The sequence below is a fragment of the Mycobacterium adipatum genome (assembly GCF_001644575.1).
GTDB lineage: Bacteria > Actinomycetota > Actinomycetes > Mycobacteriales > Mycobacteriaceae > Mycobacterium > Mycobacterium adipatum.
The window spans coordinates 4,162,364-4,188,045 of sequence record NZ_CP015596.1 but is presented as its reverse complement, the minus strand read 5'-3'; the positions used below and the strand labels follow the sequence as shown (position 1 = coordinate 4,188,045).

The following is a 25,682-nucleotide window of genomic DNA, read 5'->3' as shown; positions in this document are numbered from 1 at the left end:
TCCAGTTCGCGACAAGATGGTGCGGGAGGGCCGCAGGTGCCTCAGGATCGAGCCATGAAACCGCTTGCCACGCTCGTCCTCGGTGGACTTGCCGCGTCCGTGATCGTCGCTCCGAGTGCCGCGGCGGCGCCGCCGTGCTCGGCAAGCAACCTCGCCACCGTCGCCAGCGGTGTATTGAGCCAGGCGGGTGGTTATCTCGACACCCGGCCAGGGGCCAACGATGTCCTGACGGCGGCCGGTAGTCAGTCGACGGTCGACGCCGAGAACTCGGTGCGCGGCTACTTCCTATCTCACCCGGGCGAGTTCCTCGACCTGCAGAACATCGCGCGGCCGCTGATCGACCTGCGTCGGCAGTGTGGGGTGGCGGTGTCGCCGGGGCAACTGGCGGCGCTCATCGATGCGTTGAGTTAGGCCGTCAGAGACGGCCATAACGGCTGCGCGCAAAGCTGTACAGCCCGAACGCGGCAATGCCCAGCGCGGCCAGGATGAGCAGAAACTTGCCGAACGGAGCCTGGCCGAGGGTCTTGACGGCGGCGTCCAGTCCGGAGGCCTTGGCGGGATCGGCCTCCCACGTCGCGAAGGCAACGAGGATCCCGGCTCCGGCGAGCGCCAGGCCCTTGGCGACGTAACCGGCGACGCCGATCACGGTGATGCCGGTGCCGCCGGACACCCGCAGATCTTTGAAGAACTTCTGCGAGACGCCTTTGTAGACGTGGTAGCCGCCGACGCCCAGCACCCCCAGGCCGATCACGATCAGCACCGCCTTACCCCAGCCGGATTGCATCAATTGCGCCGATACGCCGGAGTTCTGCTGGCCGCTGGACTGACCGGCGCCCATCGCGAAACGCATGGCGGAGAACGCAATCGCGATGTTGGCGATCGCCAGACCGACGGACTTGGCGCGTTTCCAGGCCGGGGAGTCGTCGTTTCCGGAGCGCTCGCTAGGCTTGGATCCGACGACCGCCTCGGCCAGATGCCACAGCCCGAGAGCGAACAGTCCGATCGCCGCGATCCACAGCATGACCGCGCCGCCGGGCTGACTGGCCAGTGCCGCCAGCGCCCCCGATTGGTCCGCGTTGCCGCCGGTACCCAGCGCCAATCGCAGGATGATGTAGGCCAACAGCAGATGCAGGACACCGCTGGCGGCAAATCCGGCGCGCGCGGCGTACTGGAAGGCATCGTTGTCGGTGGCCTTGTCCACAGCGCCGTGGACGGGGCTGGCACTTCGGTTCATGCAAGGCGGTGTCCCCGTTTTTGACGCGCGCGAAACTCGGGTCAGCCGAAGATGAGGCCGTTGGTCTTGATCGATCCCTTCGCGCTGCCGACTCGGCCCACGGGGTTCACCGCGAATTCGGTAAACTTTGGCTGAGTTAATGTCCTTTGCAAATAACTGAACTCCTGCTCTCGCGCACACGAAGTTGTGCTGTTATTTTGTGCGCGTGGCTGGATACGGCGGCATGAAGGCGCAACGCCCTCTCGCTAAGCGGGTTTGGCGTCGGGTATTTCGCCGGGCTGAACCCCGACCGTCGGTATTCTCAGCCTTTGACTTGCCGAAATATAAGAAGCGTGGACGTTTCGGTCTACCGATTCCACGCTTCATGCAGCGGCTTAGGGAGTCGCCAGAAGCGGTCGTGGCGATAGTTGGAATACTTGCGGCATTGACAACAACACTGGCCACGATGTGGGTCAGCATGGACGCTTCCAGTGATGCGTTGGACGTGCAAGAGAAGATTTATAAGAGCGAACGGCGCGATATCGCATTTAACGCTTTTGAGGAAAGTCAAGATGCCTTCGACAGCATGGTTGTAGAAATGCGTCAAAGGGCGAAGAGTTCCACGACCTATTCAGAAATAGACCGTGCATTTGACGAGATAAATCGCACTATCGCGGCGGTGGAACAGCGAAAATGGCAGTTATATGGGTCGATATTCGAAAAGGAGGTGACAATTCTTAGCGAGTTGGATCGCAATATGTACGACATAAGACGGGCTTTCGTGGGAGTGTTTCGGGCTACGGGATCTGTGGGAACGCCGTCGGAGATTGGCCCGTCAGAGATCAGCGGAGCCGCGGCGAGAGTATCTCCAGTGGTGTCTGAGGACACTCCGCAGAGCGATCCGCAAACTGCGTCGTCGACTGTGTCTCCCTACGCGGATCCAGCGTATGAATCGGCGTTGCATAAGATGCAGCAACTAGTCGAGGATCGCAACAGTATAAAAATGCAATTGTATATCGAGTTCTTCGCTCTTAAGGAGCAGCTCAAGTAACGGCGGACTGTCTCCCGGTCGCACACGATCTGGTTTAGATCGAAATAGCGGTTGCCGTCAACGCCGAAGCCATTGACCACCCATTTGCAACGCGTAAGATCCCCGACGATGCCGGTGATTGTGGCGGCATTGTCGGAGATCTACATAGGAGTCACGCGCCTCAAATGTCGGGGTGTGCTCGACTCGATATCGAGGACTCAGCCGAAGATCAGTCCGTTGGTCTTGGCGGTGGCCTTGGCGTAGCGGTCGGAGACGTCGGCCCAGTTGACGACGTTCCAGAAGGCCTTGACGTAGTCGGCCTTGACGTTCTTGTACTGCAGGTAGAAGGCGTGCTCCCACATGTCGACCTGGAGCAGCGGGATGATGCCGAGTGGGACGTTGGCCTGCTGGTCGTAGAGCTGGAAGGTCAGCAGGCGGTCGCCGAGGCTGTCGTAGCCCAGGACGGCCCAGCCGGAGCCCTGCAGTCCGTTGGCGGCGGCGGTGAACTGGGCGCGGAACTTGTCGAAGCTGCCGAATTGGTCGTCGATGGCGGCGGCCAGTTCGCCTTCGGGCTTGTCGCCGCCGTTGGGGGACAGGTTCTTCCACCAGATGCTGTGGTTGACGTGTCCGCCGAGGTGGAAGGCGAGGTTCTTCTCGTTGAGGAAGATCGCGGACTGGTCGTCGCCGGCGCGGGCTTCTTCGAGTTTGGCCAGGGCGTCGTTGAGGCCCTTGACGTAGGCGGCGTGGTGCTTGCTGTGGTGGATCTCGTTGATCTGCCCGGAAATGTGGGGCTCCAGCGCGTCATAGTCGTAATCGAGTTCTGGCAGTGAGTATTGCGCCATCGGGTGCCCTTTCGTCGCGGTTGCCTTCGCCACCGTAGAACCTCGACGGCAGTTGAGGTCAAGGCGTGCGATATGCCGAAACCGTGCGACGGAACGTGCCGCTATACCGTTGGTCGGAGAGTTCCTTTCGAATATGCAAGGCGGGTGGACGTGGACGGTGCTCGACCTGGCAGCGGCTGGATGGCCTTCAAGGGCACCGTCAACCGCGTCACGGAAAGTCGCACCGTCGAGTCGATCGCTCGTGCCGGCTATCCCGTGAGTGGATTGCTGCATCTATTGATTGCCTACCTCATCGTGCGGATCGCGTTCGGTTTCCGCGGCGAAGCCGATCAGACCGGGGCATTGGCGGTACTCGCCGCGCAGCGCGGTGGTTCGGTGTCGTTGTGGATGGTGGCCTTCGGGCTGGTCGCACTGTCGCTGTGGCGGCTGGCCGAGGTTGTGCTGGGTCTGCATCCGGGCGAGAGCCCTCGGGCCCACAAACGCGCGGCGCCCTTGGTGAACCGGTTCAAGGCATTCGGACTTGCGGTCGTGTACCTGGCGCTGGCCTTCGCGGCGGTGCAATTCGCCCTCGGGGTAGGTGAGCAGGGCAGCGATCGGGCAGAAGGCCTGAGTGCCCGGCTGATGCGGAGCGGGAGCGGTAAGGCCGTTCTGGTGGCTGTCGGTTTCGCGATAGTGGCCTTCGGGGGCTACTTCATATACAAGGGGGCATCTCGAAAGTTCTTGACAGACCTCACGGTCCCGGGTGGGCGGCTGATGACGACACTGGGCATCGTGGGACATGTGGCGGAGGGCGTCGTGCTGTGTGCGGCTGGCGTATCGGTGCTTCTTGCGTCATTCATGCAGGATCCCTCGAGGGCGACGGGACTGGATGCTGCGGTGCGGGCGTTGGGACAGGCGGAGCACGGCCAGACGATGTTGTTGGCGGCGGCGATCGGTTTTGCCGCGTACGGCTTGTACAGCGTTGCGCTGACCAAGTATTCGCGAATGTGAGCGTGCACGTTGTCGATGCCGACGCGTGCCGATGTCGAGGCGATCGTCGCGAACGACGGCGGCGCCTTGGGGCGTGCCTGTGGATGAATGAGTGATTGTGGATAACTAGGGTTGCCGGGCATCTGCCGGCCCCATTCTGTCGGTGGCCGGGGTGAGGGTGGGTTCATGGAAACCTGGACTCGCGCCGAGATCGGTGCACTTGGTGAGCAGTTGGCGGTGCAGCACCTGGAAGCCATGGGGTTGACGGTGCTGGAGCGCAATTGGCGGTGCCGGTATGGCGAACTGGATGTGATCGCGCTCGACGAGGCGGCCCGGGTGGTGATCTTCGTCGAGGTGAAGGCGCGCACCACCGACCGGTTCGGCGGTGTCGCGTACGCGGTCACCCCGGACAAGGTGCGTCGGTTGCGACGGCTGGCGGGGTTGTGGCTGGCCGGCGGGGGCGGGCGATGGTCGGGGGTGCGCATCGATGTGATCGGGATACGGTTCGGTCGCACGCGCACACCGGAGCTCACCCATCTGCAGGCGGTCGGCTGATGCCGCTCGGGCGCGCCTTCGCCGTCGCAATCCGGGGCCTGGACGGCGTCACGGTGGAGATCGAGGCCGACATCACCGGTGGGCTGCCGGGTGTGCATCTGGTGGGGTTGCCCGACACCGCTCTGCAGGAGGCCCGGGACCGGGTGCGTGCGGCGATCACCAACTGCGGCAACAGTTGGCCGGACACCCGGCTGACGTTGGCGCTGTCGCCGGCGACCCTGCCCAAGGGGGGTTCGATGTATGACTTGGCGTTGGCGTCGGCGGTGCTGTCGGCGCACCTGAAGACGTCGTGGGCCCGGCTGGAGAAGACGGTGCTGCTCGGTGAGCTCGCCCTCGACGGCCGCGTGCGGCCGGTCCACGGTGTGCTGCCCGCGGTATTGGCGGCCAAGCGCGACGGTTGGCAGTCGGTGGTGGTGCCTCTGGACAACCTGGCCGAGGCCAGCCTGGTCGACGGGATCGACGTGTGGGGTGTGCCGCACCTTCGGCAGTTGCAGGACTGGTTTGGTGGCAAGGGTCAGTTGGCGGGCCGGATCACCGACGCCGCACCGTACGTGCCGCCCGAATGCCGGGATCTCGCCGATCTGATCGGGCAGACCGCGGCGCGGGTCGCGGTGGAGATCGCCGCCGCGGGAGCGCACCATCTCATGCTGACCGGACCGCCTGGGATCGGCAAAACGATGCTGGCCCAACGTGTGCCGGGCCTTCTTCCGCCGCTCACCGAGGAAGAGGCCATCGAGGTCACCGCCATCCACTCGATTGCCGGGACGCTGGCGCCGGACACCCCGCTGATCACCCGGCCGCCCTTCATCGCCCCTCACCACTCCTCGACGGTGGCGGCGATGGTGGGCGGCGGGACGGGAATCGCGCGCCCGGGAGCGGTCAGTCGCGCCCATCGCGGAGTGCTGTTCCTCGATGAGTACGCCGAGGTCGGGACCAATGTGCTGGAGTCCTTGCGTACGCCGTTGGAGGAAGGGGAAATTCGTCTGGCCCGCCGCGACGGCGTGGCACGTTACCCCGCCAGATTCCAGCTCATCCTGGCCGCAAACCCGTGTCCGTGTGCGCCCACCGATCCGAAAGACTGCTTGTGCAATGCCGGGGCCAAACGTCGCTATCAGGGCAAGCTGTCGGGCCCACTGGTGGATCGGGTCGACCTGAAAGTCGAGATGCACCCCATCCGGGCCGGAGCTTTCACCCATGAAGTGGGCGAATCGACCGCCGCGGTGCGCAGCAGGGTAGCCGCCGCGCGAGCGGCGGCGGCGCAACGGTGGCAGCCGATCGGGGTGCGGACCAACGCCGAGGTGCCCGGACCCGCGCTGCGCCAGCGATTCCGTCCCGGCGACGCCACCATGGCGGTGCTGCGCGCCGCCGTCGACCGCGGCAAACTCAACCTGCGCGGCGCCGACCGTACCCTGCGCATCGCGTGGTCGATCGCCGATCTGGCCGGGGTGAACTCACCGACACCGGATCACGTCGCGACGGCGTTGAGTTTCCGGCAGGGCGGTGTGTCATGACCGTCGACGCGGTGCGGCGTGCGTGGGCGTATCTGTCGCGGGTGGCCGAGTCGCCGTGCCCGGCGCTCACGGCGTTTGTCGCCGGCCACGGACCGGTGGAGGCGGCCGCCAGGATCAAGGCCGGTGCGATGCCCAGCGAACTGGCGGGTCGGATCGCCGCGCGTGTGCACATCGACACCGCCTCGGAGGATCTGGAGATGCTGGATCGCCGCGGCGGGCGGCTGATCACCCCGGACGACACGGAGTGGCCCCATCTCGCGTTCACCGTGTTCGACAATGACGAGGTTCAACGCCGGGAATCGGGCCGGCACCCGATGGTGCTGTGGGCGATCGGTCCGGCCCGCCTCGATGAGGTGGCGGCCCGCGGTGCGGCGATCGTCGGTACCCGGGCGGCCACCGCGTACGGCGAGCACGTGGCCGCCGACCTGTCCGCGGGCCTGGCCGAGCGCAATGTCGCGGTGGTGTCCGGGGCCGCCTACGGTATCGATGGCGCGGCCCACCGCGCCGCGCTGGGCGTCGACGGTGTCACCGTGGCCGTGCTGGCAGGGGGGATCGATGTTCCCTATCCCGCAGGGCATTCCGCGCTGCTACACCGGATCTGCGGTACCGGTCTGGTGGTCTCGGAGTATCCGCCCGGTATGCGACCGGCGCGGCACCGCTTCCTGACCCGCAACCGGCTCGTCGCCGCGTTGAGCGGAGCCACCGTGGTCGTCGAGGCGGGACTGCGCAGCGGAGCGGCCAACACCGCCGCCTGGGCAGAGGCGATGGGGCGGGTGGTGTGCGCGGTGCCGGGTCCGGTGACCTCCGCGGCCTCGGCGGGCTGCCACGTGCTGCTACGGCGGGGCGCCCAGCTGATCAGCCGTCCCGAGGAGATCATCGAGATCGTCGGCAAGATCGGCGAGCTCGCCGACGATCCCGAACACCCGCAGACCCCGCTGGACGGGCTGTCCCGGGAGGAGATGTTGGTGTACGAGGCGTTGCCGGGGCGGGGATCGCGCAGCATCGAGGAGATCGCGGTGGAAGCCGGTATGCCCGCCGAGCAGGTGCTGGGTCCACTGGCGTTACTGGAGATTGCCGGGCGGGTGCAACGTCGTGAGGGTCAGTGGCGGATCGTGCGGGACGCACCGCAGCCGGCGCGGTAGCGGACCGCGCCGCAACCGGGACTCGTACAGTGGACCTGAAGATCAGCTAATCGATTTGTGAGGTAAAGCCATGGCGGGACGTCCGATTCATACCTTCGAAGTGATCAGCAGTGAGCAGCTGGCACCGCACATGATCCGGTTGGTGCTCGGTGGTGTCGGGTTCGACACCTTCACACCCGGTCACTACACGGACTCCTACGTCAAGATCGTCATCGTCGACCCCGATGTCGACATCGTCTCGCTGCCGCACCCGCTTACCTTGGACAGCTTCAACAAGCTTCCCGAGAACAAGCGCCCCACCGTGCGCACCTACACCGTGCGATCGGTTGACGATTCGCTGCGCCAGATCTCCATCGACTTCGTCGTCCATGGCGAGCAGGGGGTCGCCGGCCCCTGGGCGGCCGCCGCGCAGCCCGGGCAACTGGCCTACCTGATGGGACCGTCCGGTGCGTATGCGCCCGATCCCGCCGCGGACTGGCACCTGCTGGCCGGCGACGAGTCCGGACTACCGGCCATCAGTGCGGCACTGGAGGCCATGCCGCCCAACGCGATCGGCAAGGCCTTCATCGAAGTCAGTGGTCCCGACGACGAGATCCCGCTGACATCGCCCGACGGCGTCGATGTGCACTGGATTTACCGGGGCGGCCGCGCCGACCTCGTCGGCGAGGACAAGGCCGGCGACAACGCCCCCCTGATCGCCGCGGTCAAAGAGACGCTGTGGCTGCCCGGTCAGGTGCAGGTATTCGTGCACGGTGAAGCGCAAGCCGTCATGCACAACCTCCGTCCCTACCTGCGCAAGGAACGCGGCGTCGAAGCCAAGTGGGCCTCCATTTCCGGCTACTGGCGTCGTGGGCGCACCGAGGAGACATTCCGGCAATGGAAAGCGGAACTGGCCAAGGCGGAGGCCGGCCAGCAAGACTGACCCCATGGCATTCGGCGACTATCAACTCGAGATCTACCTGCAGGGCCTGGCCGGGGTGGTGCCGTCGCTGCCGATGGCCTTCGCCGAGCTGGAACAGCGGGCCCAGGCGGCGATGTCCCCGTCGGTGTGGTCCTACGTCGCGGGCGGGGCCGGCGATGAACGCACCCAGCGCGTCAATGTCAGCGCCTTCGACCACTGGGGCCTGATGCCGCGGATGGGGGCGGGCGCCACCGAACGCGACCTGACCGTCGACCTGTTCGGGCTCACCTTGCCGTCGCCGGTGTTCATGGCGCCGATCGGCGTCACCGGGATCTGCAGCCGCGACGGCCACGGCGATCTGGCCGCCGCCCGCGCCGCGGCGCGCACCGGAGTGCCGATGATGGTGTCCACCCTCACCGCCGACCCGCTGGAGGATGTCGCGGCCGAATTCGGCGACACACCAGGGTTTTTCCAGCTCTACACCCCGAAGGACCGCGATCTGGCGGCCAGCTTCGTCGCCCGGGCCGAGGCCGCCGGCTTCAAGGCGATCGTCGTCACGCTGGACACCTGGGTGCCGGGCTGGCGTCCGCGCGACCTGAGCACCTCGAATTTCCCGCAGCTGCGCGGGCACTGCTTGTCCAATTACTTCAGTGACCCGGTGTTCCGCGCGAGCCTGCCGCAGTCCCCGGAGGAGAACCCGCAGGGCGCCATCCTCAAGTGGGTGTCCACCTTCGGTCAGCCCGTCACCTGGGACGATTTGACCTGGCTGCGCTCGCTGACCAGGCTGCCGCTGCTCGCCAAGGGGATCTGCCATCCCGACGACGTGGCCCGTGCCCGCGACGCCGGCGTCGACGGCATCTACTGCTCCAACCACGGCGGCCGCCAAGCCAACGGGGGCATCCCGGCGATCGACTGCCTGCCCGATGTGGTGGCCGCCGCCGACGGGCTGCCGGTGCTGTTCGACTCCGGTATCCGCAGCGGCGCCGACATTGTCAAGGCGCTCGCGCTGGGGGCAACCGCGGTCGGTGTCGGCCGGCCGTATGCCTACGGCCTGGCGCTCGGGGGCACCGACGGTGTGGTGCACGTGCTGCGCTCGCTGTTGGCCGAGCTGGACCTGACCATGGCGATCGACGGCTACCGGGCACTGGCAGATCTCACCCCGGACACGCTGCGGCGCGTCCAGTAGACAGCCGGCGGGCATCTGCGACGGTAGGACAGTGCGCAAGCCCGACCTGGAACCGCTGCTCGAGGAATTCGACGAGTACCTGGCCCTGCAACGCGGCCGGTCGGCGCACACCCGGCGCGCCTACCTGGGTGATCTGCGGTCGCTGTTCGACTTCACCGGTGGCGGTCTGGACACCCTGACGCTGCCCAGGCTGCGCTCCTGGCTGGCCGCGCAGGCCGGCGCCGGAGCGGCCCGCACCACGCTGGCCCGGCGCACCTCCGCGATCAAGACCTTCACCGCATGGGCGCTGCACCGCGGCCTGCTGGGCAGCGACCCCGCCGCCCGGCTGCAGACGCCCAAGGCGCACCGGACCCTGCCATCGGTGCTGCGGAAAGAGCAGGCGCTCGACGCCATGGATGCGTTGAATTCCGGTGCGCAGCAGGGTGATCCGATCGCACTTCGGGACAGGCTGATCGTCGAGATGCTCTACGCCACCGGCATCCGTGTCAGCGAGCTGTGCGGACTGGACATCGACGATGTCGATCGTTCCCGGCGGGTGCTGCGGGTGCTGGGCAAGGGCAACAAAGAGCGCACCGTGCCGTTCGGCGAACCCGCCGAGCGCGCGCTGGCCGCCTGGCTGGACTCCGGCCGGCCGGCCGTGGCCAAACCCACCTCCGGTGCCGCACTGCTGCTGGGTTCGCGCGGGGCCCGCCTCGACCAGCGCCAGGCCCGCACCGTGGTGCACCAGACCATGTCCGCCGTCGACGGCGCCCCCGATATCGGCCCGCATGGCCTGCGACACAGCGCCGCCACCCACCTGCTGGAGGGTGGTGCCGATCTGCGCGTCGTGCAGGAACTGCTGGGCCACTCGACGTTGGCCACCACCCAGCTCTACACCCACGTCACCGTCGCGCGGCTGCGTGCGGTGCACGATCAGGCGCACCCACGGGCTTGAGCACGATCGGGGTGACAGCCAGCAGTCCCAGCGGATCCACATAGTCCGCGCGGGCCGCCGCGCCCCACATCGCACCCCAGTGCAGGCACGCCGGTACCGGACACCCCGGATGCCCCTCCAGCAACCCGCCGAGTGCCGTCCCGGCGTCCACCCGCTGCCCGGCCCGGACCGCCGGGCGCACCGGTTCGTAGCTGGTGCGCAGGCCGCCCGCATGCTGCACCGACACCAGCGGACGGCCGGCCAGCTCACCGGCGAACACCACGGTGCCGCCGGCGGCGGCGTAGACGGTCTGCCCCGGGGCGCCGGCCAGATCCACGCCGCGGTGCCCGCGCTGCCAGTTCGGCGCCGGTGCGTCGAAACCGCGGGTCACCGCCGCCGAGGGGCGCAGCGGCCACTGCAGCCGGCCGGCCTCGGCCGCCGCGGGCGCGGCAGCCAGGAATGCGGCCGCCAGCAGCACCGGCAGAACTCTCATCAGTCCAGTTCAGCGCCACTTCGACCGCAGCGGTACCCGCTGGATGCCAGACTGTGGACGGACCGGCGACTGTGCACAACTCGCGTGGTCAGAGCACAGGTTCCAACGGTGTAAACTTCTCCCCGCAGCTCACATCCGTGGGCTGACTTCGCGCGTCTGCACCGCAACCCGCAGCACAGGTTGCAACCAGCATGCCGGGCGGTCCTGACCTGGGAAACCGAGTCGGGTCCGGCAGCCGCAGTCGCCAGGGTCCGGATTCACCCGATTCCGGACGTCAACCATCGATAACGAAGGCACGGCTGAATCACTATGGCTGTTGTAACCATGAAGCAGCTGCTCGACAGCGGCGCTCACTTCGGGCATCAGACCCGACGCTGGAACCCCAAGATGAAGCGGTTCATCTTCACCGACCGCAACGGCATCTACATCATCGACCTGCAGCAGACGCTGACCTACATCGACTCGGCCTACGAGTTCGTCAAGGAGACCGTCGCCCACGGCGGATCGGTCATGTTCGTCGGCACCAAGAAGCAGGCCCAGGAATCCATCGCCGAAGAGGCGACCCGCGTCGGCATGCCGTATGTCAACCAGCGCTGGCTGGGCGGCATGCTCACCAACTTCTCCACCGTGCACAAGCGTCTGCAGCGGATGAAGGAGCTGGAGGCCATGGAGCAGACCGGTGGCTTCGAGGGGCGAACCAAGAAGGAAATCCTCATGCTCACGCGTGAGAAGAACAAGCTCGAGCGCAGCCTCGGTGGTATCCGGGACATGGCCAAGGTTCCGTCGGCCATCTGGGTCGTCGACACCAACAAGGAACACCTCGCGGTTGCCGAGGCCCGCAAGCTGAACATCCCGGTCATCGCGATCCTGGACACCAACTGCGACCCCGATGTCGTCGACTACCCGATCCCGGGCAACGACGACGCCATCCGTTCGGCCGCACTGCTGACCAAGGTCATCGCCTCCGCGGTCGCCGAGGGCCTGCAGGCCCGTTCGGGTGCCGGCAAGGCCGAGGCCGGCCAGGACGGCGCGGCCGAGCCGCTGGCCGAGTGGGAGCAGGAGCTGTTGGCCGGTGCGACCACCAGCCCCGCCGACGGCGCTGCCGCCGAGACCACCACCGACGCTTCTTAATTCCAGGAGACAAGCTGTTATGGCCAACTACACCGCTGCCGACGTCAAGCGCCTTCGGGAGCTGACCGGCGCCGGCATGCTCGACTGCAAGAACGCTCTGGTCGAGACCGAGGGTGATTTCGACAAGGCCGTCGAGGTGCTGCGCATCAAGGGCGCCAAGGACGTCGGCAAGCGCGCCGAGCGCGCCACCGCCGAGGGCCTGGTCGCCGCCAAGGACGGCGCCTTGATCGAGCTGAACTCGGAGACCGACTTCGTCGCGAAGAACGCCGAATTCCAGGGTCTTGCGGAGCAGATCGTGACCGCCGCGGCCGCCTCCAAGGCTGCCGACGTGGACGCCCTCAAGGCCGCCAAGGCCGGCGACAAGACCGTCGAGGAACTCATCGCGGATCTGTCGGCCAAGATCGGCGAGAAGCTGGAACTGCGTCGCGTCGCGGCCTTCGACGGCACGGTCGAGACCTACCTGCACAAGCGGTCGGCCGACCTGCCGCCCGCCGTCGGCGTGCTCGTCGAGTACACCGGTGGCGATGCCGAGGCCGCCAAGGAGGTCGCGCACGCGGTCGCGCTGCAGATCGCCGCGCTGAAGGCCAAGTACCTCACCCGTGAGGACGTGCCGGAGGACATCGTGGCCAACGAGCGTCGCATCGCCGAGGAGACCGCGAAGGAGGAGGGCAAGCCGGAACAGGCTCTGCCCAAGATCGTCGAGGGTCGCGTCACCGGCTTCTACAAGGATGTCGTGCTGCTCGACCAGCCGTCGGTGTCGGACAACAAGAAGTCCGTCAAGGCGCTGCTCGACGAGGCCGGCGTGACCGTGACCCGGTTCGTCCGCTTCGAGGTCGGCCAGGCCTAAGTAAGACCCCAGCAAAACCCCGCGTCATTTCGATGACGCGGGGTTTTCTGCATTCCCCGGCCCGCGTGGTACGTACTGGTACCGTCGGCGGCATGGCACGTATTCATGCATTCGGCGATGACGCCCTCGGTGACCTGGACGCGGTCGGTCTGGTAGCCGCGCTGCGCAGCGGCGCGGTGTCGCGCGATGAGGTGATCGACGCGGCGATAACCCGAGCCGAGGCCGTCGACCCGGTCCTCAACGGTGTCGCGTACCGGGCCTTCGACACCGCCCGGGCCGCCCGCCCGCGCGGCGGCTTCTTCTCCGGCGTGCCCACCTTCGTCAAGGACAACGCCGACGTCGCCGGCATGCCGACCATGGATGGCACCGACGCATGGACGCCGCGGCCGGCCCCCGCCGATGGTGACTTCGCCCGCACCTACCTAGGCACCGGACTGGTCGCACTGGGCAAGACGCAGCTCTCTGAGTTCGGGTTCAGCGCGTCCGCCGAGCATCCTCGCCTCGGCGCGGTGCGCAACCCGTGGCACACCGAGCACACCGCCGGCGCCTCGTCCTCGGGATCGGGCGCTCTGGTCGCGGCCGGCGTGGTCCCCATCGCGCACGCCAACGACGGTGGCGGTTCGATCCGGATCCCGGCGGCCTGTAACGGTCTGGTGGGCTTGAAACCGTCGCGTGGACGGCTTCCGCTGGACAAGCAGATGCGCCAGATGCCGCTGCGTATCGTCGCCAACGGCGTGCTCACCCGGTCGGTCCGTGACACGGCGGCCTTCTACCGCGAGGCCGAACTGCTGTGGCGCAATCCGAAGATGCCGGTCATCGGCGATGTCACCGGGCCCGGTGACACTCCGCTGCGGATCGCCTTCACCACGGAATCGATTGCGCGCGAAGCCAGCCCGGAGATCCGCGAGGCGACGTGCAAGACCGCCGCGCTGCTGGAGGGGCTCGGGCACCGGGTCACCGAGATCGCCAACCCGATCCCGTCGTCGTTCAAGAACGACTTCCTGCTGTACTGGTCGCTGCTGGCGTTCGCGCTGGTGCGCGGCGGGAAGCGGACCTTCGGGCCGAGCTTCGACCGGGACAGGCTCGACAATCTCACCCGCGGCCTGGAAGCGCTGGCGGCGCGGAATCTGCACCGGATGCCGCTGGCGATTGCGCGGCTGTCCCGCACCCGCAGAATCACCGCGCAACTGGGCAGCCAGTACGACGTCCTGCTCACCCCGACGCTGGCCGAGGTGACGCCGCGGATCGGGCACCTCGACCCGACGGCCGATTATCAGCAGATCATCGACCGGCTCATCGACTGGGTGGCCTTCACCCCACTGGCCAACGTCACGGGGGATCCCGCGATGTCGTTGCCGCTGGGCCGATCTGCATCCGGTCTGCCGATCGGGATGATGTTCGGTGCGACCACCGGTAACGAGCGCCGGCTGCTCCAATTGGCCTTCCAGCTCGAAGAGGCCAGCCCATTTGCGCGCCTGCAGGACTGATCTGCAACGAAATCCGCAGCGAGGGGGACACCTCGCCGTAATCGCGCGCGGATTCGCGTAACGCCGCCGATACCGCGAATCGCGCTCGATGAAACACGGCGCGCTCACCATCGTCCTCGTGGAGTCCCCCGCACCCACAATCGTTCGGTCACCGGAGATCGCCCGCACATCGGGAAACACCTTCGGGTGCCTTGTCCGATTCGCGGTCGCGAACATCCGCCGGCGCCCCGAACGCTTTGTGCTAGCCGTCCTCGGCATCGCCCTGGCGATCGCCTGTGTCACCGTCGTGCGCACCATCTCGGCGAGTTTCGCCATCACCGGTGAAGACTCGGTCACCGATGTGCTTGGCAGCAATCAACTTTGGGTGGTGCCGGCCGGTGGTGTGCACTATGACCCCGACGTCCGGGCGCTCATCGCCGACGGGCCCGCCCCCACGTTGTCCACCCCGCCGGACTGGACGGCGACTCGCACGCTGTCGGGCACCACCACCGTCGACGGTGCGACGGTATCCCTGCGCGGGTCGGACGCCGTCGCACCGGGGCGGGCCGCCGTGGGTGCCGGTGTGGCCGAGCGGCTCGGCATCGCACCCGGTGCGACCGTGGACATCGGCGGACAGCCGCTGACCGCCGAGATCGCCGGAACCGGTCAATCCATCACGGTCGCAGCACCTCTGGCGGGTTCGCTGGTCGGCGACAACGGTTGGTGGACGGTGGCCGCGCCGACCGGTGACGAGCACCGTCGCGACCTCGCCCAGCTGTTCGGCGCCGCCACCGGTCTGCCCGCGACGGCGGACCCGTCGGTGCAGCCCGATCCCACCGGCTCCGGACTCATCTACGACACCGTCGGCGGCTCCGGACCGCTCACCTTCGAACAGAAGTTCTCGGCGCTGTTCTCGGGCAAGGTCACCAGTTCCACGCTCGGGGTGATCTCGACTATCGGGCTGATCCTGGGATTCGTCATCGCGGTGTCCTCCTTCCTGGCTGCCGTTGCCGAACGCAAACGCGAGTTCGGCATCATGAGCAGCATCGGTCTGGCCGACGAGGTGCTGTACTTCTTCCTCGTCGAATCCGGTATCACCTTCCTCGCCGCCTACCTGGTGGGTGTACTCGGCGCGGGAGTCGCTGTCGCGCTGGTTATCCCGCAGATCGCCACGTTCACCGCGTGGGGGCAGGCCGCCGGGATGGTCGCGGCGTTCATCCCCGCGATGGCGATCGTCGGGGCGCTCGTCCCGGTGCACCGGTTGCTGCAACAGCGACCCGTCGACCTGCTGGGGGGACGGTAGATGATGAGATACGGCCTGTCCTACGGTTGGCTGTCGGCGCGGCGGCGGCTGCGCGAGATGACGCTGCCCGCCATCACCACCGCGACCGGCGCCTTTCTGGTCGTCATCGTGTTCGGGATGTCCGAAGGCATCAGCGCCCAGTCCGCCTCCCTCGGCAACGCCGACGAGATCGGCGCGGCGGTGGTCCTCATCGCGGTGACGGTGCTGCTGGTCGGTGTCGTCGAGGTGGCCGTGGCCACCACCCGAACCGTCGCCAACCGCACCCGCGAGCTCGGTGTGCTTGGTGCCAACGGTATTCCGCGTCTACCGGTGGTCGCCGCACTGCTCGTGGAACCTGTTGTCGCTGCCGTGGTGGGTGCCGCCGGGGGCGCGAGTTTGGCCGCAGTCACCGGCGCCCTGCTCGACGTCACCGGGCTCGCACCCGCGGGCGTCGACTTCGGTGGGCTGGCACTGGGGGCATTCATCGCGGTGGTGGTCAGCATCGTTGCGGCCGTGGCCACCAGCATCATCCCCACCTGGAATGCCGCATCGCGGCCACCGATCCGATCACTGAGCAGCGGAGGATAGCCATGACCGCCATCGATGAGACTCCCGTGAAGGCGGGCGCACCGGCCACGCCGGCTCCCGTCGTCGACATCTCCGACGTCTGGAAGCTCCACAAACTCGGTGATGAGGTGGTCAAGGCCCTCATCGCCGTCGAACTGCGGGTCATGCCGGGTGAATTCGTCTGCCTGATGGGTCCCAGTGGCAGCGGCAAGTCCACCCTGTTGAACATCATGGGGGGTCTGGATCGGCCGACCAAGGGCACGGTGTCGGTGGCGGGTCAAGACACCGGCAAGCTCACCGAGAGCCAGTTCGCCGCGCTACGCCACGACACCATCGGGTTCATCTTCCAGAGCTACAACCTGATCCCGTTCCTGTCGGCCGTCGAAAATGTGGAGCTCCCTTTGATGTTCGAGCCCTACGATCGCAAGGCGCTTCGTCGGCGCGCGACCGAACTACTGGAGATCGTGGGCCTCGGGCACCGGGTACACCACCAGCCGACCAAGATGTCCGGCGGTGAACAGCAGCGCACCGCCATCGCACGGTCGCTGATCAGCAATCCCACGCTTGTGTTGGCCGACGAACCCACGGCCAACCTGGATCACCGTACGGGGGAGACGGTGGTGCGCATGTTGCGCGATCTGTGCTCGACGCTGGGCGTCACCGTCGTCGCCAGCACCCATGACGCAGCAGTGGCCGAAGAAGCAAGCCGGGTAGTGCGAATGAAGGACGGACAAATCCTATGACCGCAGAAACAGACGCGGTGCCTGCCGGCACCGTCGACCGCGACAAGCTCATGACCACCGAGCTTGTCCCGGAACAGATCTTGCCGAAGGTGATGACGACGTTCGGCCTCACCGCCGCCTACGTGTTCATCATCTGCTGGATCACCGGCTCCTCGGTGATGGCCGGCGGCGGGTGGACCGCGATCCCGATGTGGGTGCTCGGCATCCTGACCTTCCTGGTTCCGGCGGGCATGGCGGTCGTCGAACTCGGCAACCTGTGGCCGGGCCAGGGCGGGGTGTACATCTGGGCCACCCGCACCATGGGGGAGACCTGGGGCTTCATCGGCGGATACCTGTCCTGGGTGCCGGTGATTCTCAACGCCGCCTCGTCCCCGGCGATCGTTCTGCAGTTGCTGCTGCTGGCCTTCCACGCCGAACTGGGCCTCACCACCAGCATCATCCTGCAACTGGTGATCCTGTGGACCGTCATCGGTCTGGCGCTGGCCAAACTCGCGGCGAACCAGAAGATCATGAACATCGTCTTCGTCGTCTACGGTGTGCTGACCCTGACCATCTTCATCTCGGGACTGCTGTTTGCCGTCAACAACGGCTCGGCGACCCCGTTCAGTTGGGCCGAGGCAACCATTCCGAACTTCGCGGTAGCCGGCTTCCTCTACGGGACGGTGCTGCTCTACCTGCTGGGGGTGGAGACCCCGTACAACATGGGCGCGGAGTTCCTCTCGGTCCGCAAGAGCGGCCCGAAGATGATCCTGTGGGGCTCGGCGGCGTTGGTGGCGATCTACCTGCTCACCACACTCGGCACCATCATGGCGCTGCCCGGTGATCAGATCGACCCCGTCACCGGTGTGATCGGCATGCTCGATGTCGCCGGCTTCCCGGGACTGATGGAGATCGGTGCGGTGGTGCTGGCCTTCATCATCATCGTCGCCCTGATGACCTATCAGGTCGCCTACTCGAGGTTGATCTTCGTCTCCGGCCTGGAACGCCATCTGCCGCGCATCTTCACCCATCTGAACCCGCGCACCCGTAACCCGGTGACCGCCATCCTGATCCAGGGCGTCATTTCCTCACTGATCCTGGTCGGGCTGTACTCGCAGAGCAGCATGGCCAACGTGACGGTGTACCTGCAGGGTGGCCTGAGCACCGTGTGGTTGCTGTCCGGCTTCTTCTTCCTCATCCCGGTGCTGGTGGCGCGCAAGCGTTACGCCGATCGCTATGCCGCCGAGACGTTCTGGCGGATTCCGGGCGGGATGGTTGGGGTGTGGATCGCCGTCATCGTCGGCTCGCTGGCTACCGTCGCCGGCATCTACTACTCATTCGTCACGCCGTGGATCGACGTGCCGCAGGCCACCTGGATGACCTGGGTCGGCAGCATCAGCGTGGGCATGTTCGCCCTCGGACTGACCGTCTACATCTTCGGCCGCCGATCGGCGCACAAGGTCTCCCAAGAAGACGCACTGGCCCACCTGGCCGTTTTCGACCTCACCAAGACAGAAGCGGAGGACGCAGCCAAATGACGATGGACAGCACCGTGTTGAGTGCCGAACTCACCGAAGGTGCCACGCGGTACCCTCTCGATCCGCTGACCGGCGCCGAGATCGAGGCGGCCGCGGCCGTCATCACCGGATCCGCCTACGCCACGCCGACATTGAAGTTCGTGATGATCAGCCTGGCCGAACCGGCCAAGACCGCGACGCTGACCTTCGAGGGGGCCCAGGGTGTTCCGCGACGCGCGTTCGTGACGATGTACGACGGTGCGGCCAAGATGATCTATGAGGCGGTGGTGGACATCGACGCCCGCGTCATCGACTCCTGGACCCCGATTCCCGGGCGCTTCCCGTCCTATCTGGTTGAGCACATGACCGGCGTGGAGGAGGCGGTGATGAAGGATCCGCGCTGGCAGGAGGCGCTGCGCAGACGCGGTGTCACCGATTTCAGCCTCGCCATGATCGATCCGTGGCCGGCCGGTTACTACGGGGCGCAGGATCACTACGACAATTCGCCGCTGATCTGCCGGCCGCTGACATTCATGCGGGCCGCACCATCGGAGAACGGATACGCCCGGCCCGTCGAGGGTCTCATCGTCACCTTCGACCTGGACACCATGACGGTGCTCGACGTCGAGGACCATGGCGTGGTCGCGCTCCCGTCGAAGAGCGGCAATTACGCCGAGCAGTTCATGTTCTCACCCGATAACCGGCCGGCGTTCGATGGATTCCGCGACGACGTCAAGCCCATCGAGATCACCCAGCCCGACGGTCCGAGCTTCACCGTGGACGGCTGGAACGTGAAATGGCAGAAGTGGTCCCTGCGGGTGGGCTTCAACCCGCGCGAAGGTCTGGTGCTGCACGAGCTCACCTACAGCGACCGCGGCACCGTTCGGCCGATCATGTACCGGGCGGCCCTGTCGGAAATGGTGGTGCCCTATGGGGATTCGTCACCGACGCACTGGAACAAGAATGTCTTCGACATGGGTGAGGTCGGCATGGGGTTTTCGGCCAACCCGCTGACGCTGGGCTGCGACTGTCTGGGTGAGATCTTCTACTTCGACGGCACGGTCAACGACTCCAACGGTAACGCGGTCACGATCCCCAACGCGATCTGCATGCACGAGGAGGACTACGGGATTTCCTGGAAGCACACCGATTTCCGCACCGGCGAGGTCGAGGTGCGGCGGTCCCGGCGGTTGGTGATCTCGATGATCTGCACGGTGGGCAATTACGAGTACGGGTTCTTCTGGTACCTGTACAACGATGCGTCGATCGAGATGGAGGTCAAGCTGACCGGTGTGCTGACCACTGGGTCGATCGCCGACGGGGAGACGCCGCGCTGGGGCAAGATGGTGGCCCCGGGTATGTATGGTCCCAACCATCAGCACTTTTTCAACTTCCGGATGGACATGTGCATCGACGGTCCGGGAAACAGTGTCTACGAGGTGGATTCGATCCCGGAACCCGACCCGGCACTCAACCCGCACCACAACGCGTGGATCACCAGGGACACGCTGGTCGCTTCGGAGGCGCAGGGCGCCCGGGACTGGGAATACTCCACCGGCCGGTACTGGAAGGTGGTCAACCCGTCCAAGCTCAACGAGCTCGGGTCGCCGGTCGGCTACAAGCTGATGCCCAAGGACATCGTTCCGGTGATGGTGCAGCAGGGTTCGGTCATCTATGACAGGGCGCGCTTTGTCCAGCACAACCTGTGGGTGACCAAGTTCGATGCCAAGGAGCTGTACGCGGCGGGGGACTATATGTACCAGTGCGCCGACGCCCAGGGGCTGCCGGAGTACGTGGCCGACGACGCTCCGTTGGAGAACACCGACGTCGTGCTCTGGTACACCGTCGGTGCTCACCACGTGGTGTGTCCCGAGGACTGGCCGGTGATGCCCTGTCATTACACCGGATTCAAGCTCAAGCCGGTCGGGTTCTTCGACGGCAACCCCGCCCTGGACCTGCCCCCGTCGCCGCCGAAGGCCTGTCACGGGCATTAGCCGTACGGGTAGCGTCACTGCCCATGTTCAGCATGCCGATCGACGACGTGTTCTACATCAAGGGCCGCGGTGTGGTGGCGACCGGCACGATTGCCGAGGGATCGTTGCGGGTCGGCGATCAGGTGTGGATCGGTGACCGCGCCACCGTCGTCGACGGTATCGAGTCGTTCCGCAAGCGGCGCGACGAGGCGAGCGTGGGTGACACCATCGGCGTGCTGTTCCGGTCGCTGACCAAGGCGGAGGTCGACCCCGGCGCTGTGCTCACCGGGGAGCGCGGCGAGGACCGCGGCGCGACCTTCCGGCTCTAGTCGACGCCGACGGCGGCCAGGATGCGCTTGAGCGCATCCCGGTCGTCGTCGCTCAGCCGGCCCAGCACCCGTCGCTCGGCGGCCCGCACCCCGGCGTCGGTGCGCTTCAACAGCGCCAGGCCGTCGCGGGTGAGCTCCGCGGGCAGTGCCCGCCCGGAGGCGACGCTGGTGGGCCGGGCCACCAGGCCGCGGCCCTGCAGTCCGCGCAGCACGATGTTCATCGCCTGCGGCGACACCGACAGCTCGCGCGCCAGCTCGGCGTTGGAACGGCCCGGCGCCTTGGACAGGATCCGCATGCACAGGTATTGCGGGAAGGCCAGTTCCAACGGGTCGAGCACGGTGGCGGTGACCTCGTTGCGCAACGTCGACGCGACCCGGTGCAACAGATATCCGAGCGGCTGCTCCTCCGCGGGCTCGACCATGTCAATCATATTGACACATATCAATCACATTGATATACCGGAATCATGGCTACCGACGACATGTTCGAGTCCGCATACCGAGGTGACTCGCCGGAATTCGAGGGTGTTCGCCCACCGTGGAGCATCGGGGCGCCGCAACCCGAGATTGCCGCTGTGATCGAGGCCGGCAAGGTGCACGGCGAGGTTCTCGATGCCGGCTGCGGGGAGGCGGCCACGGCGCTGGCGCTGGCCGAACGCGGTTTCACCGCGGTGGGCTTGGATCAGTCGCCGACGGCGATCGAGATGGCACGCGCCGAGGCGGCCCGTCGCGATCTGGGCAACGTCACCTTCGAGGTGGCCGACATCAGTTCCTTCGACGGTTACGACGGCAGGTTCGGCACCGTCATCGACAGCACGCTGTTCCACTCCATGCCGGTGGAGCTGCGCGAGGGCTACCAGCAGTCGATCGTCCGCGCGTCCGCACCGGGGGCGTCGTACTTCGTGCTGGTCTTCGACGCCGCGGCGGTCCCTGCCGGTGGCCCGATCAACGCGGTGACCGCCGAGGAACTGCGCGATGTGGTCGGTAAGTACTGGCATATCGACGAGATCCGGCCGGCCCGCATCCACGCCAACCTGCCCGACGAGGTGCTCCGCGCGGGAATCTTCGCCGGAAACGACATCCGCGACGAACCCGGTGGCCGCAGGTCGGTGGGGGCCTGGCTGCTGACCGCGCACCTGGGCTGAGCGCTGCCGGACAGGCTGCGGCCACCCCGACGGGGCCAGAGAGCCTTCATGAGGCAGGATTGGTGACGCCGTCCGCGCGGATTCGCCTGGGTGGCGATTCTGTATCGGGACAGCAAGGAGTCTGATGGCGGAGCCAGACAACGGCGGCCCGGGAGTCATCCGGCCCGCGTACTCACGTGTGCTGCTGAAGCTCGGTGGCGAGATGTTCGGTGGCGGCCAGGTCGGTCTTGACCCCGATGTGGTGGCACTGGTGGCCCGGCAGATCGCCGACGTCGTCCGGGCCGGCGCCCAGGTCGCCGTCGTCATCGGTGGAGGCAACTTCTTCCGCGGCGCTCAGCTGCAGCAGCGTGGGATGGAACGCACCCGCAGTGACTACATGGGCATGCTCGGCACCGTCATGAACAGCCTTGCGCTGCAAGACTTCCTGCAGAAGGAAGGGATCGACACCCGGGTGCAGACCGCGATCACCATGGGGCAGGTCGCCGAGCCCTATATCCCGCTGCGCGCCCGACGGCACCTGGAGAAGGGCCGGGTGGTGATCTTCGGCGCCGGTATGGGCCTGCCGTACTTCTCCACCGACACCACCGCCGCGCAACGCGCCCTGGAGATCGGCGCCGAGGTGGTGCTGATGGCCAAGGCGGTCGACGGGGTGTTCACCGACGATCCCCGCAAGAATCCCGATGCCGAGTTGCTGACCGCGATCACCCACCGTGAGGTCATCGATCGGGGCCTGCAGGTCGCCGACTCCACCGCATTCAGCCTGTGTATGGACAACGGCATGCCGATCCTGGTGTTCAATCTCCTCACCGACGGAAATATCGCGCGAGCGGTTGCAGGTGAGAAGATCGGAACACTGGTCACCTCGGACAAGGAGACACCGTGATCGACGAGACCCTCTTCGACGCTGAAGAGAAGATGGAAAAGGCGGTGTCGGTGGCGCGCGACGACCTGTCGTCGATCCGCACCGGTCGGGCCAACCCCGGCATGTTCTCCCGGCTGAACATCGAGTACTACGGTTCCCCGACGCCGATCACCCAGCTGTCGAGCATCAACGTCCCCGAGGCGCGCCTGGTCGTCATCAAGCCCTATGAGGCCAACCAGCTGAAGCCGATCGAGGACGCCATCCGCAACTCCGACCTGGGCGTCAACCCGTCCAACGACGGCAACGTCATCCGGATCTCCATCCCGCAGCTCACCGAGGAGCGCCGGCGCGAACTGGTCAAGCAGGCCAAGGCCAAGGGGGAGGACGCCAAGGTCTCGGTACGCAACATCCGCCGCAAGGCCATGGACGAGCTGGCCCGGATCAAGAAGGACGGCGAGGCCGGCGAGGACGAGGTGGGACGGGCCGAGAAGGACCTCGACAAGACCACCGGGCAGTACGTGACGCAGATCGATGAGCTGGTCAAACACAAAGAAGGCGAGCTGTTGGAGGTCTGATGACCTTTCAGCAGGGAAGTCCAGTGGTAGACGCCGAACCACCGAAGAAAACCTCGCGCGCGGGTCGTGACCTGCCGGCCGCCATTGCCGTCGGGGTACTGCTCGGCGGGTCCCTGATCGCCATCTTGCTGTTCGCCCCGCTGGTCTGGGTGGGTGTCGTCGCCGCGGCGATGGCCGTCGCCACCCACGAAGTGGTGCGACGCCTGCGGGACGGCGGGTACTCCATCCCGGTGATCCCGCTGCTGCTCGGCGGGCAGGCCATCGTGTGGCTGACGTGGCCGTTCGGGGCCACCGGCGCGCTGGGCGCGTTCGGCGCGACCGTGGTGCTCTGCCTGATCTGGCGGCTGCTGAGCGGCGGCTTGGGCGCCGCACCCAGCAACTACCTGCGCGATGTCGCGGTGACGATCTTCCTGGCCACCTGGATCCCGCTGTTCGGGGCGTTCGGCGCGCTGCTGATCTACCCCGAGGACGGCGCCGGCCGGGTGTTCTGTCTGATGCTCGGTGTGGTGGCCTCCGATGTGGGTGGCTACGCCGCCGGTGTGTTGTTCGGCAAGCACGCGATGGCCCCGGCGATCAGCCCCAAGAAATCCTGGGAGGGGCTGGCCGGCTCGCTGCTGCTGGGCGTCGCGGTCTCAGTGCTGGCGGTGCAGTACCTGCTCGACAAGCCCGCCTGGGTCGGCATCCCGCTGGGCATCATGCTGGTCATCACCGGCACCCTCGGAGATCTGGTCGAGTCCCAGGTCAAGCGCGATCTGGGCATCAAGGACATGGGCACGCTGCTGCCCGGGCACGGCGGTCTGATGGACCGCCTCGATTCGGTGCTGCCGTCTGCGGTGGCCACCTGGATCGTGCTGACCGTGTTGGCCTGATTCCGGTCGAGCTACCCCGTGCTGCCGGGCCAGCCGGGTGACGCGGGCTCCGCGGACGGTGGTGTGTCGAGGGATGCTTCGATGTTCGCGTCGCGCTCAGTGCGCCAGTGCGGCAGCAGATCGGAGCATTGCGAGAGCCGCTGTGCGCCGTCGATCCACTCGTCGGCGGTGGACTCACGATTGGTCAGGGTTCCCCAGCGGACGTCGTTAGCGCCGGTGATGTGCCAGGGCCCGAACACGTCTCCGCCGGGTGCGGGGTTGGGTCCGCGTTGGTCGGTCACCATCGCTGGTGCACTGGCGGCCGGCGGGGTGTCGGTGAACTCGACGCGCCACACCTTCATGCCGTTGACGTCAAGGAGGCCTGTGCGGGCGCCGTAGCCGACGACTGACACGTATTTGCCCGCATCCTCTTCTTTGCCGTCGCGGAAGATCTTGTACAGGCCGTCGCATACGTAGGCGCGGTAGCCGCTCTCAATCGGTGTGATCTCAAGAATGTGGAAGTACTCGTTGCCGTAGAACGGTCCCGGGGGACCGAACTGCTCCGCGTCGGGCGACGGGCGCATGCCGAGTAACTGCGCGGGGGCATGCGAGTCGCTCGGCAGTGGCGGGACGGCGCGATCGAAACCGGGGTAAGCATCGCCGATGTCCTGAGTGAGTTGAGCGATGCGGTAGGACTCCAAATACGCGCGCAGCGGCACTGCCGGGCCCGATACGAGGTCGATGCCCGGTTCGGCGGCCCACCGGAATCGGAAGTCGGCCAGCGACTGCGGCCAGTTTGGGAAGGTCGGCGCGGGCGGGTTTTCGGCGCCGCATGCTGTCAGTCCCGCCACCGTCAGCAACAGCACCGCGCAGCTTCGCACGATCGGGTTCACACTCGCTATCCTCCCGTGTGCGGCCGGCGATGTTTGTGGCTGGTATTGAATTGCTGGGCGCTACCCCGTGCTGCTGGGCCAGCCGGGCGATGCAGGCTCGGCGGTCGGTGGTGTGTCGAGTACGCGCTTGATGATCGCATCGCGCTCGGTGCGCCACTGCGGCATTCGATCGGAGCATTCGGAGATGCGATCAACCCCGCCTGGTCTGCCAAAGGGCACGGACTCAAGAGTGATCAGGGTGCCCCAGGAGTCGTCGCTGGCGCCGGAGATCCGCCATGGTCCGAACACGTCGTCGACGGGCGCGGGTCCTGGTCCGCGCTGTGCTGCGGTTGCCATCGCAGGCGCTCCGGCGACTGGCGGACTGTCGGTGAGCTCCACCCGCCACACCTTGAGGCCACCGATGTCGCCGAGAAGTGTGCGGGCGTCGTAGTCGATGACCGACACGTACTTACCCCGCTTGTCACCCTGCTTGCTGGCTTCACGAAAGATGCTGTACATACCGTCGCACACGTAAGCGCGGTAGCCACCCTCGATCGGGGTGAGCTCGAGGATGTGGAAGTCTTCGTTGCCGAATATTGGCCCCGGGGGGCCGAACAGCTCAGCTCCCGGCAGTGGCCGGATGTCTACTAGTTCGTTCCGGGTGCTCGAATTCGATTTCGGTGGCAGTGCCTCCGGAACGGCACGATCGAAACCCGGGTAGACGCTGCGAGGGTCTTGGGTGAAGTTCCAGATCCGGTACGACTCCAGATAGGCCCTCAACGGCACTGCGG

Annotated in this window: 28 protein-coding genes; 22 read left to right on the top strand and 6 right to left on the bottom strand. The window is 66.6% G+C overall.

Going from position 1 to position 25,682, the window contains the following annotated elements:
* Positions 1–54 precede the first annotated feature (54 nt).
* Complete coding sequence (locus A7U43_RS19890) at positions 55–411, top strand: heme-binding protein (RefSeq protein WP_067998676.1); 357 nt, start codon at positions 55–57, stop codon at positions 409–411.
* A gap of 4 nt (positions 412–415) precedes the next feature.
* Here the strand turns inward: A7U43_RS19890 and A7U43_RS19885 are convergent, their stop codons facing one another.
* Complete coding sequence (locus tag A7U43_RS19885; protein WP_067998675.1) at positions 416–1,234, bottom strand: DUF1206 domain-containing protein; 819 nt, start codon at positions 1,232–1,234, stop codon at positions 416–418.
* Between the two features lie 205 nt (positions 1,235–1,439).
* On the opposite strand from A7U43_RS19885, the gene A7U43_RS19880 reads away from it, so the two are divergent.
* Complete coding sequence (locus A7U43_RS19880) at positions 1,440–2,264, top strand: hypothetical protein (protein ID WP_156525969.1); 825 nt, start codon at positions 1,440–1,442, stop codon at positions 2,262–2,264.
* A gap of 197 nt (positions 2,265–2,461) precedes the next feature.
* On the opposite strand, the gene A7U43_RS19875 is transcribed toward A7U43_RS19880, so the two are convergent.
* A complete protein-coding gene (locus A7U43_RS19875) occupies positions 2,462–3,085 on the bottom strand; it encodes a superoxide dismutase (RefSeq protein WP_067998671.1) in 624 nt (207 codons plus the stop codon).
* A 180-nt stretch (positions 3,086–3,265) separates the two neighbouring features.
* Here A7U43_RS19875 and A7U43_RS19870 point away from each other — a divergent pair, with 180 nt between their 5' ends.
* The 7 genes from A7U43_RS19870 (at position 3,266) to A7U43_RS19840 (ending at position 10,283) form a co-directional block, all read left to right on the top strand.
* A complete protein-coding gene (locus tag A7U43_RS19870) occupies positions 3,266–4,075 on the top strand; it encodes a DUF1206 domain-containing protein (protein WP_067998669.1) in 810 nt (269 codons plus the stop codon).
* 165 nt (positions 4,076–4,240) lie between these two features.
* Positions 4,241–4,609: a YraN family protein gene (locus A7U43_RS19865; protein WP_067998667.1), complete on the top strand. Its 369-nt coding sequence runs from the start codon at positions 4,241–4,243 to the stop codon at positions 4,607–4,609.
* Positions 4,609–6,120, top strand: a complete 1,512-nt coding sequence (locus A7U43_RS19860; RefSeq protein WP_067998666.1) for a YifB family Mg chelatase-like AAA ATPase — start codon at positions 4,609–4,611, stop codon at positions 6,118–6,120. The genes A7U43_RS19865 and A7U43_RS19860 overlap by 1 nt, the downstream gene beginning before the upstream one ends.
* Positions 6,117–7,262, top strand: a complete 1,146-nt coding sequence (dprA, locus tag A7U43_RS19855) for a DNA-processing protein DprA (protein ID WP_067998663.1) — start codon at positions 6,117–6,119, stop codon at positions 7,260–7,262. Before A7U43_RS19860 ends, dprA begins: the two co-directional genes overlap by 4 nt.
* A gap of 70 nt (positions 7,263–7,332) precedes the next feature.
* Complete coding sequence (locus A7U43_RS19850; RefSeq protein WP_067998662.1) at positions 7,333–8,184, top strand: siderophore-interacting protein; 852 nt, start codon at positions 7,333–7,335, stop codon at positions 8,182–8,184.
* A gap of 4 nt (positions 8,185–8,188) precedes the next feature.
* Complete coding sequence (locus A7U43_RS19845; RefSeq protein ID WP_067998660.1) at positions 8,189–9,349, top strand: alpha-hydroxy-acid oxidizing protein; 1,161 nt, start codon at positions 8,189–8,191, stop codon at positions 9,347–9,349.
* A 46-nt stretch (positions 9,350–9,395) separates the two neighbouring features.
* On the top strand, positions 9,396–10,283 hold the full coding sequence (locus A7U43_RS19840) for a tyrosine recombinase XerC (protein WP_068003243.1): 888 nt from the start codon (positions 9,396–9,398) through the stop codon (positions 10,281–10,283).
* Here A7U43_RS19840 and A7U43_RS19835 read toward each other — a convergent pair.
* Complete coding sequence (locus A7U43_RS19835; RefSeq protein ID WP_067998658.1) at positions 10,231–10,755, bottom strand: M23 family metallopeptidase; 525 nt, start codon at positions 10,753–10,755, stop codon at positions 10,231–10,233. The two genes, A7U43_RS19840 and A7U43_RS19835, sit on opposite strands and share 53 nt — an antisense overlap.
* 309 nt (positions 10,756–11,064) lie before the next feature.
* On the opposite strand from A7U43_RS19835, the gene rpsB reads away from it, so the two are divergent.
* The 9 genes from rpsB (at position 11,065) to A7U43_RS19790 (ending at position 20,589) form a co-directional block, all read left to right on the top strand.
* Positions 11,065–11,886 carry a 30S ribosomal protein S2 gene (rpsB, locus tag A7U43_RS19830; RefSeq protein WP_067998656.1) on the top strand — a complete coding sequence of 274 codons (822 nt, stop codon included), beginning with the start codon at positions 11,065–11,067 and terminating at the stop codon, positions 11,884–11,886.
* Positions 11,887–11,905: 19 nt separating this feature from the next.
* Entirely contained in the window at positions 11,906–12,733 is an 828-nt protein-coding gene (gene tsf / locus A7U43_RS19825; RefSeq protein WP_067998654.1) for a translation elongation factor Ts, read from the top strand.
* A gap of 92 nt (positions 12,734–12,825) precedes the next feature.
* Entirely contained in the window at positions 12,826–14,220 is a 1,395-nt protein-coding gene (locus A7U43_RS19820; RefSeq protein ID WP_067998652.1) for an amidase, read from the top strand.
* A gap of 88 nt (positions 14,221–14,308) precedes the next feature.
* Positions 14,309–15,502 (top strand): ABC transporter permease, encoded by a 1,194-nt coding sequence (locus A7U43_RS19815; RefSeq protein WP_067998650.1) that lies wholly within the window; start codon positions 14,309–14,311, stop codon positions 15,500–15,502.
* Positions 15,503–16,069 carry an FtsX-like permease family protein gene (locus A7U43_RS19810; protein WP_067998648.1) on the top strand — a complete coding sequence of 189 codons (567 nt, stop codon included), beginning with the start codon at positions 15,503–15,505 and terminating at the stop codon, positions 16,067–16,069.
* Positions 16,070–16,071: 2 nt separating this feature from the next.
* Positions 16,072–16,791 carry an ABC transporter ATP-binding protein gene (locus tag A7U43_RS19805; RefSeq protein WP_067998646.1) on the top strand — a complete coding sequence of 240 codons (720 nt, stop codon included), beginning with the start codon at positions 16,072–16,074 and terminating at the stop codon, positions 16,789–16,791.
* Entirely contained in the window at positions 16,788–18,308 is a 1,521-nt protein-coding gene (locus A7U43_RS19800; protein WP_067998645.1) for an APC family permease, read from the top strand. Before A7U43_RS19805 ends, A7U43_RS19800 begins: the two co-directional genes overlap by 4 nt.
* Positions 18,305–20,281, top strand: coding sequence for a primary-amine oxidase (locus tag A7U43_RS19795; protein WP_067998642.1), 1,977 nt, complete (start codon positions 18,305–18,307; stop codon positions 20,279–20,281). The genes A7U43_RS19800 and A7U43_RS19795 overlap by 4 nt, the downstream gene beginning before the upstream one ends.
* Positions 20,282–20,304: 23 nt before the next feature.
* A complete protein-coding gene (locus A7U43_RS19790; protein WP_067998640.1) occupies positions 20,305–20,589 on the top strand; it encodes an EF-Tu/IF-2/RF-3 family GTPase in 285 nt (94 codons plus the stop codon).
* Here the strand turns inward: A7U43_RS19790 and A7U43_RS19785 are convergent.
* Positions 20,586–21,020, bottom strand: coding sequence for a MarR family winged helix-turn-helix transcriptional regulator (locus A7U43_RS19785; RefSeq protein WP_067998639.1), 435 nt, complete (start codon positions 21,018–21,020; stop codon positions 20,586–20,588). The genes A7U43_RS19790 and A7U43_RS19785 overlap by 4 nt on opposite strands.
* 36 nt (positions 21,021–21,056) lie before the next feature.
* Between A7U43_RS19785 and A7U43_RS19780 the strand changes: the two genes are divergently transcribed.
* From A7U43_RS19780 to A7U43_RS19765, 4 genes are all read left to right on the top strand, one after another.
* On the top strand, positions 21,057–21,734 hold the full coding sequence (locus tag A7U43_RS19780; protein ID WP_197499877.1) for a class I SAM-dependent methyltransferase: 678 nt from the start codon (positions 21,057–21,059) through the stop codon (positions 21,732–21,734).
* Between the two features lie 124 nt (positions 21,735–21,858).
* Positions 21,859–22,617 carry a UMP kinase gene (pyrH, locus tag A7U43_RS19775; protein WP_067998637.1) on the top strand — a complete coding sequence of 253 codons (759 nt, stop codon included), beginning with the start codon at positions 21,859–21,861 and terminating at the stop codon, positions 22,615–22,617.
* Positions 22,614–23,171, top strand: coding sequence for a ribosome recycling factor (frr, locus tag A7U43_RS19770; RefSeq protein ID WP_067998635.1), 558 nt, complete (start codon positions 22,614–22,616; stop codon positions 23,169–23,171). Before pyrH ends, frr begins: the two co-directional genes overlap by 4 nt.
* Positions 23,171–24,040: a phosphatidate cytidylyltransferase gene (locus tag A7U43_RS19765; RefSeq protein ID WP_067998633.1), complete on the top strand. Its 870-nt coding sequence runs from the start codon at positions 23,171–23,173 to the stop codon at positions 24,038–24,040. The genes frr and A7U43_RS19765 overlap by 1 nt, the downstream gene beginning before the upstream one ends.
* An 11-nt stretch (positions 24,041–24,051) precedes the next feature.
* Here A7U43_RS19765 and A7U43_RS19760 read toward each other — a convergent pair whose 3' ends face one another.
* Both A7U43_RS19760 and A7U43_RS19755 read right to left on the bottom strand, forming a co-directional pair.
* Positions 24,052–24,912: a hypothetical protein gene (locus A7U43_RS19760; protein WP_067998630.1), complete on the bottom strand. Its 861-nt coding sequence runs from the start codon at positions 24,910–24,912 to the stop codon at positions 24,052–24,054.
* A 60-nt stretch (positions 24,913–24,972) separates the two neighbouring features.
* On the bottom strand, positions 24,973–25,677 hold the full coding sequence (locus A7U43_RS19755; protein WP_082902224.1) for a hypothetical protein: 705 nt from the start codon (positions 25,675–25,677) through the stop codon (positions 24,973–24,975).
* Between the last annotated feature and the right edge of the window lie 5 nt (positions 25,678–25,682).